Annotated in this window: 18 protein-coding genes and 1 tRNA gene; 8 read left to right on the plus strand and 11 right to left on the minus strand. The window is 61.1% G+C overall.

The window, feature by feature from the left end; all coding sequences use genetic code 11:
* Positions 1–48: 48 nt before the first annotated feature.
* On the minus strand, positions 49–1065 hold the full coding sequence (locus NYQ88_RS13705; protein ID WP_275651685.1) for an amino acid ABC transporter substrate-binding protein: 1017 nt from the start codon (positions 1063–1065) through the stop codon (positions 49–51).
* Positions 1066–1289: 224 nt separating this feature from the next.
* Between NYQ88_RS13705 and metC the strand changes: the two genes are divergently transcribed.
* Complete coding sequence (metC, locus tag NYQ88_RS13710; RefSeq protein WP_275651686.1) at positions 1290–2477, plus strand: cystathionine beta-lyase; 1188 nt, start codon at positions 1290–1292, stop codon at positions 2475–2477.
* On the opposite strand, the gene NYQ88_RS13715 is transcribed toward metC, so the two are convergent.
* Positions 2459–3196, minus strand: a complete 738-nt coding sequence (locus tag NYQ88_RS13715; RefSeq protein WP_275651687.1) for a phosphatase PAP2 family protein — start codon at positions 3194–3196, stop codon at positions 2459–2461. The two genes, metC and NYQ88_RS13715, sit on opposite strands and share 19 nt — an antisense overlap.
* A gap of 101 nt (positions 3197–3297) precedes the next feature.
* Between NYQ88_RS13715 and NYQ88_RS13720 the strand changes: the two genes are divergently transcribed.
* Together NYQ88_RS13720 and NYQ88_RS13725 are read left to right on the plus strand one after the other, a co-directional pair.
* Positions 3298–3374, plus strand: a tRNA-Pro gene (locus tag NYQ88_RS13720).
* Between the two features lie 110 nt (positions 3375–3484).
* Positions 3485–3670, plus strand: coding sequence for a hypothetical protein (locus tag NYQ88_RS13725; RefSeq protein WP_275651688.1), 186 nt, complete (start codon positions 3485–3487; stop codon positions 3668–3670).
* Positions 3671–3726: 56 nt separating this feature from the next.
* On the opposite strand, the gene dgoD is transcribed toward NYQ88_RS13725, so the two are convergent.
* On the minus strand, positions 3727–4863 hold the full coding sequence (gene dgoD / locus NYQ88_RS13730) for a galactonate dehydratase (RefSeq protein ID WP_275651689.1): 1137 nt from the start codon (positions 4861–4863) through the stop codon (positions 3727–3729).
* A 398-nt stretch (positions 4864–5261) separates the two neighbouring features.
* On the opposite strand from dgoD, the gene NYQ88_RS13735 reads away from it, so the two are divergent.
* The 5 genes from NYQ88_RS13735 to NYQ88_RS13755 all read left to right on the plus strand — a co-directional run bounded on the left by NYQ88_RS13735 (position 5262) and on the right by NYQ88_RS13755 (position 9359).
* Positions 5262–6263 (plus strand): ATP-binding cassette domain-containing protein, encoded by a 1002-nt coding sequence (locus NYQ88_RS13735; RefSeq protein ID WP_275651690.1) that lies wholly within the window; start codon positions 5262–5264, stop codon positions 6261–6263.
* Positions 6260–7060, plus strand: a complete 801-nt coding sequence (locus tag NYQ88_RS13740) for an ABC-2 family transporter protein (protein WP_275651691.1) — start codon at positions 6260–6262, stop codon at positions 7058–7060. The genes NYQ88_RS13735 and NYQ88_RS13740 overlap by 4 nt, the downstream gene beginning before the upstream one ends.
* Positions 7061–7062: 2 nt before the next feature.
* Complete coding sequence (locus tag NYQ88_RS13745; protein ID WP_275651692.1) at positions 7063–7863, plus strand: ABC-2 family transporter protein; 801 nt, start codon at positions 7063–7065, stop codon at positions 7861–7863.
* 196 nt (positions 7864–8059) lie between these two features.
* Positions 8060–8365: an ETC complex I subunit gene (locus NYQ88_RS13750; RefSeq protein WP_275651693.1), complete on the plus strand. Its 306-nt coding sequence runs from the start codon at positions 8060–8062 to the stop codon at positions 8363–8365.
* Between the two features lie 127 nt (positions 8366–8492).
* Positions 8493–9359 carry a TraB/GumN family protein gene (locus NYQ88_RS13755; protein ID WP_275651694.1) on the plus strand — a complete coding sequence of 289 codons (867 nt, stop codon included), beginning with the start codon at positions 8493–8495 and terminating at the stop codon, positions 9357–9359.
* Between the two features lie 35 nt (positions 9360–9394).
* Here NYQ88_RS13755 and NYQ88_RS13760 read toward each other — a convergent pair whose 3' ends face one another.
* The 8 genes from NYQ88_RS13760 to NYQ88_RS13795 all read right to left on the minus strand — a co-directional run bounded on the left by NYQ88_RS13760 (position 9395) and on the right by NYQ88_RS13795 (position 18214).
* Positions 9395–10546 carry a Gfo/Idh/MocA family oxidoreductase gene (locus tag NYQ88_RS13760; protein WP_275651695.1) on the minus strand — a complete coding sequence of 384 codons (1152 nt, stop codon included), beginning with the start codon at positions 10544–10546 and terminating at the stop codon, positions 9395–9397.
* Between the two features lie 89 nt (positions 10547–10635).
* Entirely contained in the window at positions 10636–11691 is a 1056-nt protein-coding gene (locus NYQ88_RS13765; RefSeq protein WP_275603750.1) for a sugar phosphate isomerase/epimerase, read from the minus strand.
* 164 nt (positions 11692–11855) lie between these two features.
* The gene (locus NYQ88_RS13770) at positions 11856–12998 is read right to left on the minus strand and encodes a Gfo/Idh/MocA family oxidoreductase (protein ID WP_275651696.1); all 1143 of its coding nucleotides are present in this window, start codon (positions 12996–12998) and stop codon (positions 11856–11858) included.
* 3 nt (positions 12999–13001) lie between these two features.
* Positions 13002–13751 (minus strand): sugar phosphate isomerase/epimerase, encoded by a 750-nt coding sequence (locus NYQ88_RS13775; RefSeq protein ID WP_275651697.1) that lies wholly within the window; start codon positions 13749–13751, stop codon positions 13002–13004.
* 168 nt (positions 13752–13919) lie between these two features.
* Positions 13920–15002, minus strand: a complete 1083-nt coding sequence (locus NYQ88_RS13780; protein ID WP_275651698.1) for an ABC transporter ATP-binding protein — start codon at positions 15000–15002, stop codon at positions 13920–13922.
* Between the two features lie 6 nt (positions 15003–15008).
* Positions 15009–15941, minus strand: coding sequence for a carbohydrate ABC transporter permease (locus NYQ88_RS13785; RefSeq protein WP_275651699.1), 933 nt, complete (start codon positions 15939–15941; stop codon positions 15009–15011).
* Entirely contained in the window at positions 15938–16879 is a 942-nt protein-coding gene (locus NYQ88_RS13790; protein WP_275651700.1) for a sugar ABC transporter permease, read from the minus strand. The genes NYQ88_RS13785 and NYQ88_RS13790 overlap by 4 nt, the downstream gene beginning before the upstream one ends.
* Positions 16880–16972: 93 nt before the next feature.
* Positions 16973–18214 carry an ABC transporter substrate-binding protein gene (locus tag NYQ88_RS13795; protein WP_275651701.1) on the minus strand — a complete coding sequence of 414 codons (1242 nt, stop codon included), beginning with the start codon at positions 18212–18214 and terminating at the stop codon, positions 16973–16975.
* Positions 18215–18310: the final 96 nt, after the last annotated feature.

Raw genomic sequence — 18310 nt, forward strand, 5'->3', positions numbered from 1 at the left:
CCTTAACGAACTGGCGCCCCAACGATGGGGCGCCAGCACTGTTTCGCCTTAGCGGATCGGCATCGCGTACTGCAGACCGCCATCGGTCCACAGAGCGTTCAGGCCGCGGGCCAGACCGATTTCGGTATCCGGGCCAACGTGGCGATCGTAGGATTCGCCATAGTTACCGATGTGCTTGATGATGCGGTATGCCCAGTCAGCGGTGAGGCCGAGAGGCGTACCAAAGTCGCCTTCGACACCAAGCAGACGCTTGATCGAGGGGTTATCCGAGCCGAGCATTTCGTCGACATTGGCCTGGGTGATCCCCTGCTCTTCAGCTTCGAGCAGTGCGAAATAGGTCCAGCGAGCAATGTTGAACCATACCGGGTCGCCCTGACGGACCACGGGACCAAGCGGCTCCTTGGAGATGATTTCGGGCAGGATGATGTAATCATCCGGAACCGCGAACTTGGAGCGCTCTGCGGCCAGGGCCGAAGCGTCAGTGGTGTAGACGTCGCAACGGCCATCTTCGAAGGCCTTCACAACTTCGTCCTGGTCGGTGAACACGACCGGCGAATACTCCATGCCATTGGCTTCGAAATAGTCGGCAGCGTTGAGTTCGGTCGTGGTGCCCGATTCGATGCAGATCGCAGCGCCCGAGAGATCGGTTGCCGATTCAATGCCGTCAGCACCGCGGACCATGAAGCCCTGACCGTCATAATACATGGTGCCGATGAAGGAGATACCGAGGTCGGTATCGCGGCTCATGGTCCATGTCGTGGTACGCGACAGGATGTCGATTTCGCCGGCGGACAGGGCGGCAAAGCGCTCCTGCGATGTCAGCGGGGTATAACGCACCTTGTCGGCGTCATCGAAAATGGCTGCAGCGACAGCGCGGCAGAAGTCGACTTCCAGACCCGACCAGTTGTTATTCGCGTCCGGCGCAGAAAAACCCGGCACACCCCCGGTCACGCCGCACTGCACATATCCCTTTGCCTTGACGTCTTCCAGCGTCGCGGCATGAGCTGCGACAGCTACAAGGCTGATCGCTGCGGACACTGCGAGTGTTGCAAGCTTGTTTTGCATATTTATTACCTTTGTTCCCTGACCCTCTAACCCCGAACAACAAGTCGCTGTTTGCCCAACGACTATCCGGGTGCACCACCATCCTTTGTATGACGGTTGCGATGCTGTTAAGCATGCAATCGTCTCTTGACCGTAACGTCAAGGGTAGAAGGTGAATTGAGGCAACAAGTCTGTCTCTTTTTTCGCCAAAGTAAAATTGTGATCCGAATTTGAGCAGCGCACCCATGACTGACACTCCAGCCTCCTCCACCGGCCAGATGGCTATCGAAACCATTCTGACCCATGAAGGCCGGTCGCCGGAGGATCAGTTCGGCTTCGTCAACACGCCCGTCTATCGCGGCTCGACTGTATTGTTCAAAACCCTGTCGGATCTGGAGGACCAGACCCAGCGCTTTCTCTATGGCCGCGCAGGGAACCCAACGACGGAGAGCGTTGAGGCCGTCATCACCAGGCTGGAGGGCGCACACGCGACCAAGCTTGTCCCATCCGGCCTAGCCGCCATCACCATCGCCCTCCTGGCCTGCCTCAAGAGTGGCGACGATCTGTTGATCAGTGACAGCGCTTATGAACCGGGACGGGTCTTCGCCGACGGTTTCCTGACCCGGATGGGCATCACAACCCGCTACTTCGACCCGCGAATCGGCGCAGGCATTGCCGAGCTGATGCTCCCCAATACGCGGGCTGTGCTGGCGGAGAGCCCTGGGTCCCTGACGTTCGAAGTGCAGGATATTCCGGCCCTGGCTGCAGCTGCAAAAGCCAATGGCGCGCGCCTGATCGTCGACAACAGCTGGGCCAGCCCGCTGTACCACCAGCCGCTGAAGCTGGGCGCCGACATTGTGGTGCATGCGGCCACGAAAATGTTCGTGGGCCATTCCGACGTGCTGGCCGGTACAGTTTCGGCCACCGAGGAAGCCTGGGCCGATGTCGCCAGCACGCGTACCCTGCTGGGTTTTTTCACCTCTGGCGATGATGCCTATCTGGTGGCGCGCGGACTAAGGACGCTCTCCATCCGCATGGAGGCACACCAGCAGCGGGCGCTCGACATCGCCCGTTGGCTCGAGGCCCAGGATGAGGTCGCAGAGGTGATCCACCCTGCCCTGCCAAGCCACCCTGACCACGCGCTCTGGAAGCGCGATTTCACGGGCTCGGGCAGCCTGTTCGCTTTCGTCCTCAAGCCCGCCCCCCGCGCATCGGTGGCGGCGTTTGTCGATCAGATGCAGATTTTCTCGATGGGGTATTCCTGGGGCGGCTACGAGAGCCTCTGCCTGCCGGTAAAGCCCGGCAAGGCGCGATCCGCAAAGCCGTGGAGCCACGAGGGCAACCTCTTCCGCATCCATGTCGGGCTCGAGGACGTCGATGACCTCAAGCGCGACCTGGCGGATGGGCTGGAGCGCTACGCGCGATCGCGCTGAAGCAATTGGCGATAGGCCACCAGCGGCTTGCGGACGATCTTGCCGTCCGGCTGCTGGTGGAACAGCCAGCCCTTTTTGGCGAACAGATTACGCACCAGATAGGCTCCCAGCATGCCGACGATGCAGCCGGCGAACACGTCCGTCGGGTAGTGCATGCCGACCGGCACGCGGGAAACGGCCACAACCAGCCCGATGATCAGCAGGGGCAAAAAGGTGCGCGGCCAGATAAAGCCAATCGTAAAGGCAACGCCGAGCGCGGTGGCCGAGTGGCCGCTCGGAAAACTCTGAAAAGTCCAGTCGTTGAAAATGTTCTGGAATGAGAACGGACCGACCTCCTCGTAGACGGCCGGACGGCCGCGGCCGATTAGGCGTTTGAGGAGATTGGTCAGAAGCCCTGGAATTGCGACGCCGAAGAAGATGAAGGCGGATACCCATGCGGTCTCCGCCGAAATGGACCTGCTGGAGCCTTTGAGCGGAAACATCGCGAGGCGCGCCAGGATCATGATCACAAGGCTGGGGATAAGTACCCATTCGGAAAGTCCGTAATCGGTGATGAAGAAAAACGGCGCGCGCCAGGCTTCCGGCCAGCCAATTGCCCCGCGAGAGGCGCTTTCATCGATCACAGCCAGGGCCGCGAGGATAACGAGCACGGCCACGAGAAAGATAGGCCAGTTGCGGCGGCTGAGGCCCAGCGGCCAAGGCTTTGTGAGATCGATCATGCCCTGTTGTCCACACCCCAGAGGCAAGCGTCAAGAGTTCGTGGTATCCGTTTGATTGCACTTGCTCTTTGCAAAGGGACACGCTAACTGAGTGGCAACGTCGGAGTGTAGCTCAGCCTGGTAGAGCACCGGTTTTGGGAACCGGGGGTCCAAAGTTCGAATCTTTGTACTCCGACCATTTTCTTTTTCTGGATCGCTGTAGCGACCAGGGTTTTTCTTAAGGCGTGCGCCATAGGCGCCCTTGAGGAAGTTCAAGCCCCAGAAGAAACACATCCCACATCGCAGTTTTTGCGCATTACCCAAATCATTGAGCCGACCGGATCCGAAACCCATGTCCTGGTGCAGGTTGGCAAAACAAGCATCGTTGTCCTGACCCGCGACCGGTTGGCCGCGGCGCCCGGATCGTCCCTCAGCCTCCGTCCCGACGTGACCAAGATGCAGCTCTTCGACGCCACCAGCGGCGAGCGGATCTGACCGACACCTCCGTCAGGACGCAAAGGGAATATGGGGCGCTCGCGCGCCCCACGCCGTTACCAGTTGGTCAGGGAGCCGTCCTCACGATAAAAGATCGGCAGGTTCTCGTGCTTGAAGGGATAGCGGGCGAGGCCGTCCCAGTCGACTTCGAGGCCAAGGCCCGGTTCGTCGGACACATGGAGCCAACCATCTTCCCAGCTGTGCTTGCTGGTGATGACATCGCCCAGACTCTCACCCGGACGACGCGGCAGTTCCTGAACCAGCATGTTCGGCGTCGCGATGTTGAAGTGCAGGCAGGCTGCGGTCGAGACCGGGCCGATGGGATTATGGACGGCGATGTCGATGTAGTGGGTCTCACACCAGCCAGCGATCTTGCGCGACTCCGTAAAGCCGGCTGCGATACACATGTCGATACGGGCGTAATCGACCAGTTCTTCCTCGATCAGGGCGCGGAACTGCCACTTGGTGCCGAGCTGCTCACCGGCCGCAATCGGCACGGCCGTCTGCTGACGCAGACGGCGATAGGACTCCGGATTTTCGATGCGCAGCGGATCTTCGATGAAGAGTGGGCGATAATCTTCAACGCCGCGGCAGAGGCGCACGGCGTCGGCGACGCTGGTGCGGGTGTGCGCATCAAACGCCATCTCGATCTTCGGACCAAGTTCGGTCCGCAGCAGGCGGAAAGCTTCGATTGACCAGTCCACGGCATGGTTCGGGTCGTAGACCGCCTGGCTCTTGAACGGACCACTGTCCCAGCGGATGACGTTCCAGCCTTCGGCCACCCGCTGCTTGGCAACGCCCAGCAACTCCTCCGGGGTATCCGCCGCCATGTGGCAATAGGTGTTGACCTTGTCGCGAACCTTACCGCCGAGGAGCTGATAGACGGGCACGCCAAGCGCCTTGCCCTTGATGTCCCACAGCGCGATGTCGATGGCGGCGATAGCGCAGGTCAGGACCTGGTTGGAGGGGTGGAAGCCGCTCCGCCACATCAGCTGCCAGAGATGCTCGCTGCGCATCGGATCGGCGCCGACCAGCAGCGGCGTCAGGGCCTCGAGGATGCCGACAACGCCCTGCTCGCGCGAGGTAAGGCCCGCCTCGCCGATCCCGACGATCCCCTCGTCCGTCTCGACTTTGACGAACAGCATGGTACGCCACTCTTTGAGCAGGTACGGCGTGATTTTTGTAATCTTCATTCCGAAATACTCTTTAATGTAAGCTGTTGACTGCATCACCAGTGGGTGACCGAGCCATCCCTGCGGGCCAGTCGCGGCGAAAGCCAGTAACGGAAGTCCTGCTTGGCTAGCAGAACTTCATTCACCTCACTTCCGGGGCCTTGCCCATCAGTGACGTGTTAGACCGCGCCGTCAAGACTTTGGGGCACTGGGAAAAAGTGAAATCTGGTCCGGCGGCACGGCGACCGATGGCGCCATTGGTCTCCTCGAGGCGATACCGGCGAAAACCTGGCTTTGAACGCAGGCAGAGCCATTCGGACTGGTCCGAAACCGCGTCTGATCGAGCGCTGGCAGAGTTTGTGCCTTCCGGCTTTGAGCGGTCACGAATCGCGCTAGCTTGCTCCCGAGGGAGAAGCGCCATGGCCGGGTTGATCGAAGTGCGGAACGTGTCCAAGCGTTTCCGGCAGCATAAGCGTTTCCCCGGTCTTCTGGGGGCGTTCAAGACCCTGGTCACGACGGAATATACCGAAGTTACTGCAGTCTCGGACATCAGCATCGACATCGCCGCCGGCGAGGCGGTCGGCTATCTGGGGCCGAATGGCGCCGGCAAATCAACGATGATCAAGATGATGACCGGCATCCTTGTTCCCAGTGAGGGGACGCTCTCGGTGCTGGGTCGCACGCCGCATACCGAGCGGATGACCAATGCACGCCAGATTGGTGTGGTCTTCGGACAGCGCAGCCAGCTCTGGTGGGATCTGCCGCTGATCGACAGCTTTACGCTGCACCAGGCCATCTACGATATCCCGCCCGCCCGCTACGCGGACAACCTCAAGCGTTTCAGCGAACTGCTTGATCTCACGCCCTTTCTCGACCGTGCGGTGCGCCAGCTCAGCCTGGGCCAGCGCATGCGCGCCGAGATCGTCATGTCACTGTTGCACGACCCGGAAATCCTCTTTCTCGATGAGCCGACGATCGGCCTCGACGTGGTCGCCAAGGACGCCGTGCGGCGGTTCCTCGCGGAGATCAATCGCGAACGTGGCGTCACCATCGTTCTCACGACCCATGACCTGCAGGACATTGAAACGATCTGCCCGCGGCTGATCATGGTGGACCATGCCAGGCTGATCTTTGATGGCGAACTCAGTCGCCTGCGTTCAGCTCTCGGCTCGTCCCGGCGGCTGACCCTTGAATTTGCCAGTGATCCCGGCCCTATAGCTCTCGACAGCGCGCGGTTGACGGCCGACGAAGGGCTGCGAAAGCACTTTCTGCTCGATCGAGAGGACGTTTCGCTTGTGACGGTGCTCTCCGAGCTCGGCGGCGACCGCGGACTTACCGACATCACCCTGCATGAACCGGATATCGAAGAGGTGATCCGGACATTTTACCAGCGGCGCAATGCAGCGGCGCTCGCCTCATGAGCGCCTATACCGCGTTTACCCGGTCCTCCTTCCTGTCCGAACTAGCCTATCGAAACGAGGTCTGGGCCAATATTTTCGGCAAGCTGGTGCAGGTGTTTGCCCGGGTTGCCATATGGCTGGCGATCTATGCCGGCGTTGGCGCCACAACGGTCGATGGGATTTCGGTGGAGCAGATGGTGACCTATGCACTGCTCGGCGGCGCCGTGATGGGCGCCATGCGTCCCGAGAGAGTCATCAACGAGATCGGTCGGTCCCTCAAGACAGGCGATATCGCGGTCTGGTTGCTGAAACCGCTGTCCTACCCGCTCTATCTCTTTGCCAATGAGACCGGCAGTTTCCTCTATCGCCTGCTGACCCAGGTTATTCCCACTGTTGCCTTCACTGCGCTTGTCTATGGCATGTTGCCGCCGGAGAGCTTCTTCCACGGTGTGATGTTCCTGGTGTTCTGGGTCGTGGCGTTCGTGCTGCTGTTCCTGATGTCGGCGTTCTGCGGACTGATGGCCTTCTGGCTGATGACCAGCTTTTCGCTCGACTGGACCTTCGGCGCCCTGCTCCATCTCTTCTCGGGCCTGCTGGTGCCGTTCTGGTTCTATCCGGAACCGCTGGCCACACTGGCGCGGCACCTGCCGTTTGGATGGGTGGTCTATTATCCTAACGCGGTTTATCTCGGCCGCCTCTCGGTGCCGGAAACATGGCTCTATCTGGGCATGGGGCTCGGCTGGACTGCGCTCTTTTTCCTCGGCGTCCTCTGGCTCTGGGGCAAAGCCTCGAGGCGCGTCACCGTGCAGGGGGGCTGAGCATGATCCGGCAGCTGCGCATCCTCCTGCTCCTCGTCAAAATGCACATCCGTTCGCAGATGGAATATCGCGGCGCGTTCTGGCTCGACCGCTTCGCGCAGATCCTTTCCTATGGCAGCGTCTTCGCCACCATCGCGATATTGCTGGCCCGGTTTGAAACCCTTGGCGGGTGGAATTTTCCCGAGCTGGCGCTGCTGTTCAGCTTCCAGCTCCTCACCTATTCGCTTGGGGCGGCGATGAGTTTCGTGCAGCTGCGCAATATCGAACTTCTGGTTCGGCTCGGGACCTATGACACACTGCTGGTCAAGCCCTTCAGCCCCTGGGCCTATATCGTCTTCTCCGGCCTGAACATTGGCTATGTCGGCCATATCATTCTCGCCGGGGCGCTGATGGCCTGGGCCGTCGCGGCCGTCGATTTCTCGTGGTCGGTCAGTGCTGCGCTCTATCTGGTTGGGGCAGTGATCAGCGCCACCCTGCTTACTGCGGCTATCATCACCATGATCGGGGCGACGGCGCTGATCTGGGTGCGGTCCAATCATCTGTTCTCGATATTCTTCGGCTTCTGGGAGCTGACCCGCTACCCGCTCAACATCTTGCCCGGCGGTATCCAGATTATCCTCATCACTGCCGTGCCTCTAGCCCTGACAAGCTCGGTTCCGGTCGGCGCCATGCTGGGCAAGCCTATTCCCATATTGGGGGACTGGGCCGGACCCGTCGCCCTCCTGGCCGGCCCGGCCTGGGTTCTGCTCGCGATGGCGCACTGGCGTTATGCCACCGGCAAATATCAGGGTGCGGGCGGCTGAGTTGTCGCTCAGTTCGGGGGTGTGTGATTGGACGGAATGGCGTGCTGGATGGCTGCCGGAAACCATTTTGTACTTCCCCCGCGCGCGCCGGCAAACTATAGGTTTGGAACCTATTTTCGACCGCAGGGATTCCGGAGGAACAAGTGCTCCGGAGCGCTTGTCGTAATTCGATGTCGCATCGTTTAGAGGACTTTGCATGACCGCCCGCATCTACCGCCCTTCCCGTAACGTGATGCAATCTGGCCGGGGCAAATCCAAGAGCTGGGTTCTTGTCCATGAGGCTGCGGCTCCCCGCAGCATCGACCCGCTCATGGGCTATACCAGTAGCGCCGACACGACCCAGCAGGTCCGCCTGTCGTTCGACAGCCAGGAAGAAGCCGAGGCCTATGCCCAGCGCAATGGCATCGAATACACCGTGCAGCCTGCGCATGACACGACGCCCAAGAAGGTCAGCTATCCGGACAATTTCCGGTCCGACCGCCGGACGCCCTGGACACATTAAGTCCCTTACAGATTGAATCCGACAAGCGCTGCAAGTGATTGCGGCGCTTTTTGTTTTCGCCTTCTTTCTGCTTTCAACGCGACTATGATCGGAAGACCCTAAGGCTCATACCTCCGGAGCGCTCCCGATGAACTTTCGTCCGCTGCTTGTCGCACTCGCCCTCGCCGGTATCGCTGCCGCCCCTGCCCATGCGGCCCCCGTCCTCTGGAAAGTCAGCGACGCGGACAGCTCCATCTGGCTGTTCGGCTCCATCCATCTGCTGCCCGAGGACACGGAGTGGCGCACCGACACGCTTAACAAGCTGCTGACCAAGGCGGACCGGGTCTATTTTGAAACCGACCTCGGGCCCGTGGCGCAGCCGGAGATCATGGCGCTGACCATGGAGCATGGCTTTGCGACGGACGGCCGATTGCTCAATGCCAGGATCGACGCCGAGCTGATGCAGAAGGTCCGGGATGCGGCCGAGCTCTACGGGGTGCCAGTGCCGACCCTTCTGGCCATGCGCCCCTGGCTGGCGGCGAGCACGATCTCGGTGACGGCGCTGATGCAGGCCGGGTACGATCCTAATCTGGGGGTAGATCTCGTTCTGCAACAAGAGGTTGAGCGCGAGCGACAGGGCTATCTCGAGACGGCGGCGGAGCAGATCGGCTTCCTCGCGGGCGAGGATGAGACCAGCGAAGTGGAGATGCTGGCCGGAACGCTAGCGGAGGCAGATCGCCTGGTCGAGATGCTCGACGAGATGATGGCCGCCTGGGTGACGGGCAACCCCGAGGAACTGGCGGATCTTTTCATGGCCGACGCCGGGGCCTATGGCGTGGCCTTCATCGACATCCTCATCAACCAGCGCAATGAGAACTGGACGGCGGAGATCGAGACCATGCTGACCGAGAACGAGGAGGCCCTGCTGGTGGTCGGCGCAGGCCACCTCCTGGGGGAGATGAGCGTTGTTAAGCAATTGGAAGATAAGGGTTTTACTGCAGAACGCGTGCAGTAAACAGCCGCCCGACCAAGGGCCGGGCGGCATAGAGATCAGACCTCGCTGAAGCGGGTCCAGCGGCTGTCGTTCTGGCTGGACTTCACCGAGGCGGCGATGAACTGCATGCCTTCGACGCCGTCGGCCATGGTGGGCAGAAGGGCTTCATAGTCGGCGCCATCGCCGCGGATGACGGCGGCAAACTGCGAGTAGATGGTCGCGAACGCTTCGAGATAGCCTTCCGGGTGACCGGTAGGGATACGCACGTTCATCGAGGCAGCCGGAGCGCTGGAGATCGAGCCACCACGGGTCAGCAGCTGCTTGGGCTTACCGAATTCGGTGAACCACATGTAGTTCGGATTGTCCTGACGCCACTCGAGACCACCCTTTTCGCCATAGAGGCGCAACTGCAGGCCGTTTTCGCAACCCGGAGCCACCTGGCTGGCCCAGAGCATACCCTTCGCCCCCCCCTCGAAGCGGAGCATGATGTGTACGTTATCATCAAGCTGGCGGCCGGGGACAAATGCAGTCAAGTCCGCTGCAACTGCTTCGGTTTTCAGGCCGGTGACGAAGCGGGCAAGGTTGTAGGCGTGGGTGCCGATATCGCCGATGCAGCCGCCAGCGCCGGACCGGGCTGGGTCGGTGCGCCAGGCTGCCTGCTTGTTATCGTCACCGGTTGGCTCGGTGAGCCATTCCTGCGGGTACTCGGCCTGGACGACACGGATCTTGCCGAGGGCGCCGGCAGCGATCATGTCTCGGGCCTGACGGATCAGCGGATAGCCGGTGTAGTTGTGGGTGAGTAGGAATTTCGCGCCGTTTTTCGGCTGGATTTCCAGGAGCTTACGGGCATCCTCGATGGTCGAGGTGATCGGCTTGTCGCAGATCACATGGATGCCGGCTTCGAGAAAGGCCTTGGCGGGACCGAAGTGCATGTGGTTGGGCGTGACGATGGAAACCGCCTGGATACCGTCCGGGCGAGCCGCCTCGGCGCGGGCCATTTCCTCGTAGGAGGTATAGATGCGATCTTCAGCGAGGCCGAGATTTTTCCCTGATTCCAGAGCCACTTCCGGGCGGGAGGACAGGGCGCCGGCGACGAGTTCATAGTCTCCGTCAAGCCGCGCTGCGATGCGGTGGACGTAGCCGATGAAGGCTCCCGTGCCGCCGCCGACCATGCCAAGGCGAATGCGCTTTGCGCCGTTTTCAGCCATTTTGCGTGTCCTTAATGCTGCAATTGGGTAGCAGACTGTTAGCATCGAGCAGGCCTGCGACGAGAATACGTCACAGACCTGCTAACGGCTCAGCTCAGGCCGAGCATCTTGCGGTTGGCCGCCTGATCGGTGCCGCCGCTGGCGAAATCGTCGAAGGCCTTTTCCGTGACGCGGATGATGTAGCTCTTGATGAACTCGGCACCCTCGCGCGCACCGTCTTCGGGGTGCTTGATGGCGCATTCCCATTCGAGCACCGCCCAGCCGTCGAAATCATTGGCGGTCAGCTTGGCGAAGATGGCTGGGAAATCGACCTGACCATCGCCGATCGAGCGGAAGCGCCCTGCCCGGTCTACCCAGGACTGGAAGCCACCATAGACGCCCTGACGGCCGGTGGGGTTGAACTCGGCATCCTTGACGTGGAACGCCTTGATGCGGTCCTTGTAGATGTCGATGAAGTCGAGATAGTTCAGCTGCTGCAGAACGAAATGGCTGGGATCGTAGAGGATGTTGGCGCGCGGGTGGTTGTTCACGCGCTCGAGGAACATTTCGAAGGAAATGCCATCGTGCAGGTCCTCTCCGGGGTGGATTTCGTAGCAGACGTCGACGCCGGCATCATCAAAGGCATTCAGGATCGGCGTCCAGCGGCGGGCCAGTTCATCGAAGGCTTCTTCGACGAGGCCTGCGGGGCGCTGCGGCCACGGATAGACATAGGGCCATGCAAGGGCGCCGGAGAAGGTGGCGTGGGCCTTGAGGCCGAGGTTCTGGGAAGCCTTGGCGGCGTTCTTGAGCGTCTGGACGGCCCATTCCTGACGGGCCTTGGGATTGCCATGCACAGCGGCCGGGGCGAAACCATCGAATGCGGTGTCATAGGCCGGATGAACGGCGACGAGCTGGCCCTGAAGGTGGGTGGAAAGCTCGGTGATCTCGAGACCGTGGCTATTGACGATGCCCTTGATCTCGTCCGCATAGGTCTTTGAATTGGCGGCCTTTTCGAGATCGATAAAGCTCGAGACCCAGGTCGGGATCTGAACGCCCTTGTAGCCGAGGCCGGCAGCCCAGCGGCAGATATTGTCCAGAGTGTCGAACGGCGCAGTGTCGCCGGCAAACTGGGCCAGAAAAATTGCGGGCCCCTTGATGGTGCGCATGAATTTTCTCCTCTCTACGGCCCGTCGGCAGTGGCGCCGCAGACCTTATCCTCAGCGCGGGTCTGATGCCCGCATAGACGAAAACGGGCGGCGGATTCCCGCCGCCCGGTTCAATTCAACTCACTCTTGACCAGTGCTTTGCACGTGTCAATGAGGTACGTCCATCAGGCCTTTAGCAGTGCCCGTGCCTCGTCAGGACCGAGCGCCAGCGGACGCTCGCAGGTGGTGGTCAGGGTGAGAACTTCACCGCTTGCACCGGCCCGCAGCAGACCGTCGAGCACTTCAATGACGTGCAGCGCGACATCAAGACCGCAGCGCGCGGGCGCCCCGGTTTCAATGGACGCCATCATGTCGGCAAGACCTGCAGCGCGATAATTGGCGCGCGGCACCGGCTTGTCGAGGTCCTGGTTGGCCTTGCCGAACGGATGCTCCCAAGGGGTGACCGGGGTCCGGGTGCCGTCGATGCTGGCGGTGATGAGATCGCCGCCGAAGAAGTTCGGATCGGGCACAAAGATGGAGCCATCGGTGCCGTAGAGCTCGATGTTGTGGTGGCCGTGAGCCGCCACGTCCCAGCTGGCGCCGACAGTGACGATAGCGCCGTTGTGGAATTCGAGAACGCCATGGATCGTCGTGGGCGTGCCGACCTTGATGACGCTGCCCTTGAACGGGCCATCAGCGGTGACCGTGCGCTCGGCACGGGCCATGTTGGTGAAGGCCGAGAGGCGCTTGACCGGGCCGAGCAGATGGATCAGCTCGGTGACATAATAGGGGCCGAGATCGAGGATCGGGCCGCCGCCGGGCTGGAAGAAGAAGTCCGGATTGGGGTGCCAGTGCTCCATGCCGCGGCTCATCACGTGGGTGGTGCCGCTCATGATCTTGCCGAGCTTGCCACTGTCGATGATGTCGCGCGCCTGCTGGTGGGCGCCGCCGAGGAAGGTATCGGGAGCCGAACCGACCTTGAGGCCACGCTCGTCGGCTGCCTTCTTGAGAGCAAGGCCCTCTTCAACCGAAAGCACGAACGGCTTTTCGGAATAGGCGTGCTTGCCGGCCGAGATGATGTCGGAGGACACGGAATAATGGGTGGCCGGGATGGTGAGATTGACGATGACGTCGATCTCGCTGTTCTTGAGCAGCTCATCCGGGGTCTGGGCGGCAACGCCGAACTCGTCGGCGCGCAGCTTGGCGGCTTCCGGGCGGATGTCCGCAACGGCGCGAACCTCGAGCCCCTTGAACAGGGGCGCGAGGCGCAGATAGGCACCAGAAATATTGCCGGCACCCATGATGCCGACGCCATAGGTCTTTGCCATGGCTTAGACTCCGAAGCTCTTGAGGGTGTCCATCGAACGGCGCGCGAAGCGGATCGCGTCGGCGGGCTTGTCGTGCTCGAGAACGAAATAGCGGGCCTTGGTCTTGGACTGAACCTGACCGATCAGGGTCTTCCAGTCGAGCGTGCCGTGACCGACGTCGGCCCAGCCGTCTTCATCGGCGTTCTCGCCGGCAGGGGCAATGTCCTTGACGTGGACGGCAGTGATGCGGCTGCCCAGCTTGTCGAGCCAGAAGAGCGGGTCTTCATTGGCCTTGACCACCCAGGCGAGGTCCATTTCCCACTGCGTGTCCGGGGAGGCGTCGAGGATCAGCTCCATCGGCGTCTTGCCATTGGCATCCCTGGAGAATTCCCAATGGTGGTTGTGATAGCCAAAGCCCTTGCCGGCTGCCTTGAAGGCAGCGGCGACCTTGGCCAGGCCCTCGGCGAAATGCTGCCAGTCGCCCATGCCGATACGGAAGGCTTCGGACGGCGGCGCCGGGCAGTAGACGGTGTCGATGCCAACGGTCTCAACGATGCGCAGGGCCTCGTCGGTGTTTTCCAGCTGAGCGAAGCCCATGTGGGCGGTCGGCATGGTGAGGCCGGCATTCTTGAGGCTCTGGGCCAGCGCGGCGGGGTCGGCAAACTGACCACCCCAACCTTCGACCTGGGTATAGCCGAGACCGCTGAGGGTCTTGAGAGTGTCATCCAGCGACGCCTCATTGCGTGCACTGTAAAGCTGATAAGAGAAGTCCATCGTTGGCCCCGTCCAATAATTAAAATGCGGCCTCGCATCGCGGGGAGAGTTCTATGCCAGGCACAAAACCATGTCCTGCCGAAATGCCAGACCGATTACCGCAAAGGTAAGGATTTGCCGCCGAAGCGGCAGTGCGGCGCCCTGGTGGACGCCGCACGGTTTGAAAAATCAGAGACGGTTTTCCGTCTGTGCATCGAACAGCGAACCGCGCGCGATATCGAAGCCGAGCGTGACCTCGTCGCCGACGTTGAGTTCGATGTCGCTCGAGCAGCGGAAGGTGACCGAGACGCCGGCAACCTTGGTCCAGGCGAGGGTCTCCGAGCCCATGGGCTCGACGATCTCGATCTCGGCCTGGGTGGTGAACGGCGAGCCCTGCGCGGCCTCTCCAAGGAAGATGTGCTCGGGGCGAACGCCGAGAACGGCCTTGGTCGGCCCCTTTACACCCACTGCGAACTCATAGGAGCCGACCGGGATGCTGGTGCCATCTTCAGCGGTGAAGGTGGCGCCATCCAGCGTGCCGTTGATGAAGTTCATCGACGGCGAACCGATGAAGCCCGCCACGTAGAGATTGACCGGCTTGTTGTAGATAGTGTGCGGATCAGCCAGCTGCTGGATCACACCATTCTTCATGATGGCGATGCGGTCAGCGAGCGTCAGCGCCTCGATCTGGTCGTGAGTGACGTAGATCATGGTGTTCTTCAGGCGCTGGTGAAGGCGCTTGATTTCAACACGCAGGTCGCTGCGCAGCTTGGCGTCGAGGTTGGACAGCGGCTCGTCGAAGAGGAAGACATCCACGTCGCGCACAAGGGCACGGCCGATGGCGACGCGCTGTCGCTGGCCACCGGAGAGGTTGGCCGGCTTGCGCTGCAGCAGCGGCTCGATCTGCAGGATTTCGGCGGCGCGCTTGACGCGCTTTTCGATCTCGTCCTTGGCCATGCCGGCGACGCGGAGGCCAAAGGAGAGGTTCCGCTCGACCGTCATCTGCGGATAGAGCGCATAGGACTGGAACACCATGCCGATGCCGCGGTCCTTGGGCTCTTCCCAGGTGACATTCTTGCCGTTGATGAAGATCTGCCCGTCGGACACTTCGAGCAGGCCGGCAATGCAGTTGAGCAGGGTCGACTTGCCACAGCCGGACGGCCCGAGCAGCACGATGAACTCACCCTGGGCGATGTCGAGATTGAGGTTCTCGAGCACCTTCACATTGCCGAAATTGAGCGAGAGATCTTTGATGGAAACGCTGGGTTGCATGGTGGTTTATCCCTTCACGGCGCCAGCGGCCACGCCGCGAACGAACAGCTTGCCGGAGACAAAGTAGACAATCAGGGGCACGAGGCCGGTGAGCACGGTTGCCGCCATGTTGACGTTGTACTCGGGGGTGCCCTGGGCAGAGTTGACGATGTTGTTAAGCTGGACCGTCATCGGCTGGTTGTGCGTGCCGGCAAAGACGGCGCCGAACAGGAAGTCGTTCCAGATGCCGGTGATCTGCAGGATCAGCGCAACCACGAAGATCGGCAGCGACATGGGCAGCATGATCTCGAAGAAAATGCGCCAGAACCCTGCCCCATCGACGCGCGCAGCCTTGAACAGCTCCTGCGGCAGCGATGCAAAGTAATTGCGGAACAGCAGGGTCAGAATGGGCATGCCGAAAATGGTGTGGATGAGGATGACGGCTTCGAGCTTGCCGAAGATGCCGAGCTCACGGGTGATCATCACCAGCGGATAGAGCATCACCTGATAGGGGATGAACGAGCCGAAGATGAGGATGGCAAAGAAGATTTCCGAGCCCTTGAAGCGCCAGTTGACCAGGGCATAGCCGTTGATCGCGGCGATGAAGATCGAGACGATCGTGGACGGAATGGTGATCCTGACCGAGTTCCAGAAACCTGGGGCCAGACCATTACAGGTCAGGCCGGTACAGGCGCTGGTCCAGGCTCGCGTCCAGGCGTCGAAATTGATCTGGTTCGGCAGCGCGAAAATCGAGCCGAAACGGATTTCCGGCATGGTCTTGAACGAGGTCGAGACCATCACATAGAGCGGGAACAGGAAGTAGAGCGAGAAGAAGATCAGGGTGGAGTAGATCATGATCTTCTTCGGGGTGAAGAAGGGCTTTGGCCTGGGGCCACGCGGCTCAACGGCCTGGCCCGGTGCGACAGGCGCAGAACCGGTCATGGTTGCGGTCGTGCTCATGCGCGTTTGCCCTTTCCGCCGAATTCAAGATAAGCCCACGGGATCATGATGATCATCACCGTCAGCAGCATCATGGTGGCAGCGGCCAGCGCCTGGCCGATATTGCCGCCGGAGAACATGTAGTTGACGACGTATTTGGCCGGCACTTCGGACGAGATGCCCGGGCCGCCATTGGTGAGCGCCACGACCAGATCGTAGAGACGGACAATGCCCGAGCCGATCAGCACCACGGCGGTGACGAGCACGCCGCGCATCATCGGCAGGACGATGGAGAGATAGGTGCGCCAGGTGGGGATGCCGTCAACGCGTGCGGCCTTCCAGATTTCTTCATCAACGCCGCGAAGACCGGCGAGCATCAGGATCATGCAGAAGCCGACGCCTTGCCATAGACCGGCAATGAGCAGCGCAAACAGCACCATGCGCGGATTGGAAATCCAGTCGAAGGTGAAGCTTTCCCAGCCCAGATTGCGCATCGCACCCTGAAGGCCGAGCGTCGGGTTCATGATCCACTGCCAGACAAGGCCGGTGACGATGAACGAGAGGGCAAAGGGGTAGAGCATGATGGTGCGGAAGGCGCTTTCGAAGCGGATCTTCTGGTCCATCAGCACGGCAAGCAGGAAGCCCAGACCCAGCGTCAACACCAGGCTCATGGCGCCATAGGTGATCAGATTGGTGACCGAGATGTTCCAGCGATTGGTGGTGAACAGCCGCTCATACTGGTCGAAACCGACGAACTTGCCGGTCGGCAGGAGCTTGGAGTTGGTGAAGGAGTAATAGATCGTCCAGATCGTGCACCCGACGAAGACGACGAGAACAGTCGCCATCATGGGCAGCGCCGCGATTTTGGCGGGCAGGTTTTTCAGGAAGGTTTTTTGCAGGAGGCCAGGCCGAGCGACGTCGCGAGCCTCCTCCCCCGATTTAACGGCAATGTCCGCCATAAACTTCTCTCCATTGAGAAGGTGGTCGATCTCCGGGGAGACCGACCACCGCTTTTTGGAATGAGAACTGAGCCTCATTCAACCCAGGCTAAATCAGTCAGCCTGAGCGATGATCTCGGCGCGGCGCTCGATGTAGTCATCAACGGTGACGTTTTCGTCAGCGAAGAACTCGAGATCGAGATCCTGGAGCTGCTGCTGGGTGTCGCTCGAGAGCGAGGAGTCACCCGATGGCAGCAGGCCGTTGCCGAGCAGATCAAGAGCCTTGGTCATGCAGGCATTGGCGCCCGACAGGTCGATGTCGGTGCGGATCGGCATGGAGCCCTTGACCATGTTGAACTTGAGCTGGGCTTCCGGCGAGATCAGGATACGGGCAAGATCAGCCTGAGCCTGAAGCACGGCCGGATCTGTGCCTTCCGGAAGCTTGGGGAAGTAGAAGCTGTCGCCACCGCCGGTCAGCTGATCGCCAACGCCGAGTGCCGGCAGACATTCATAGTCTTCGCCCGGGACGCCGCCTGCAATCTGCAGGTCGCCAGCAAGCCAGTCGCCGTGGATGTTGGCGGCGGCAGTGCCTTCGAGCAGCTGGGTACCAACGTCACCGAAGGACGGCACCATGGTCTCAGGCGAAGTCACCTTGCGCAGGGCGTCGAGAGCTTCTGCAACCTTGCGGAATTCCGGCCCGCGAACGGCTTCCGGATCCTTGTCGGTGTTGATGCGCTTGACGAGGTCGGCGCCGCCGATGCCGTTCATGAGAACGCCCGGGATGCCGTTGATCGGCCAGCCGGTGGCGAGACCGAACGGCAGGATGCCGGCTTCCTGCAGAGCAGGCCAGGAGGCTACATACTCATCCCAATTGGTCGGGACGGGCTGGCCGATCTTTTCATAGGCAGCAGTGGAGAGCCACAGCCAGTCCCACGAGTGGATGTTGATCGGCAGGCAGTAGAGACCGCCTTCGTAGCGGCACGGGTCGAGCAGGGACTGGTCAACGTAGAAGCTGTCGATGTCGAGATCGGCAACAACGTCGGTCAGGTCGCGCATGAGGCCGGCCTGGATGAGTTCTTCGGCGTCGCGGCCGGTATTCATCTGCGTGGCACCCATCGGGTTGCCACCAATGATGCGGCTGATGATGACGGGGTTCGCGCCAGTGCCCGAGCCGGCCAGGGCGCTGTCGACCCAGGTATTGCCGGTTTCGGCTTCGAAGATCTTGGCGAATTCGGCGATAGCGGCAGCTTCACCAGCAGACGTCCACCAGTGGGTCACTTCGAGATCGACTGCATAGGCTGAAGTCGAGCCGAGCAGCGCAGTTGCCATGGCGGCAACTACTGCAAACTTCTTCATAGATATGTCCTCCCAACGAACACGTAGGGGCCTCCGCCCCAGTCATGCCGCCAGCCGCGAGGTTGCCTTCTTTGATCGAGACATCCCAGGCCGGCC

It is taken from the genome of Devosia sp. SD17-2, assembly GCF_029201565.1.
In the GTDB taxonomy this organism is placed as follows: Bacteria; Pseudomonadota; Alphaproteobacteria; order Rhizobiales; family Devosiaceae; genus Devosia.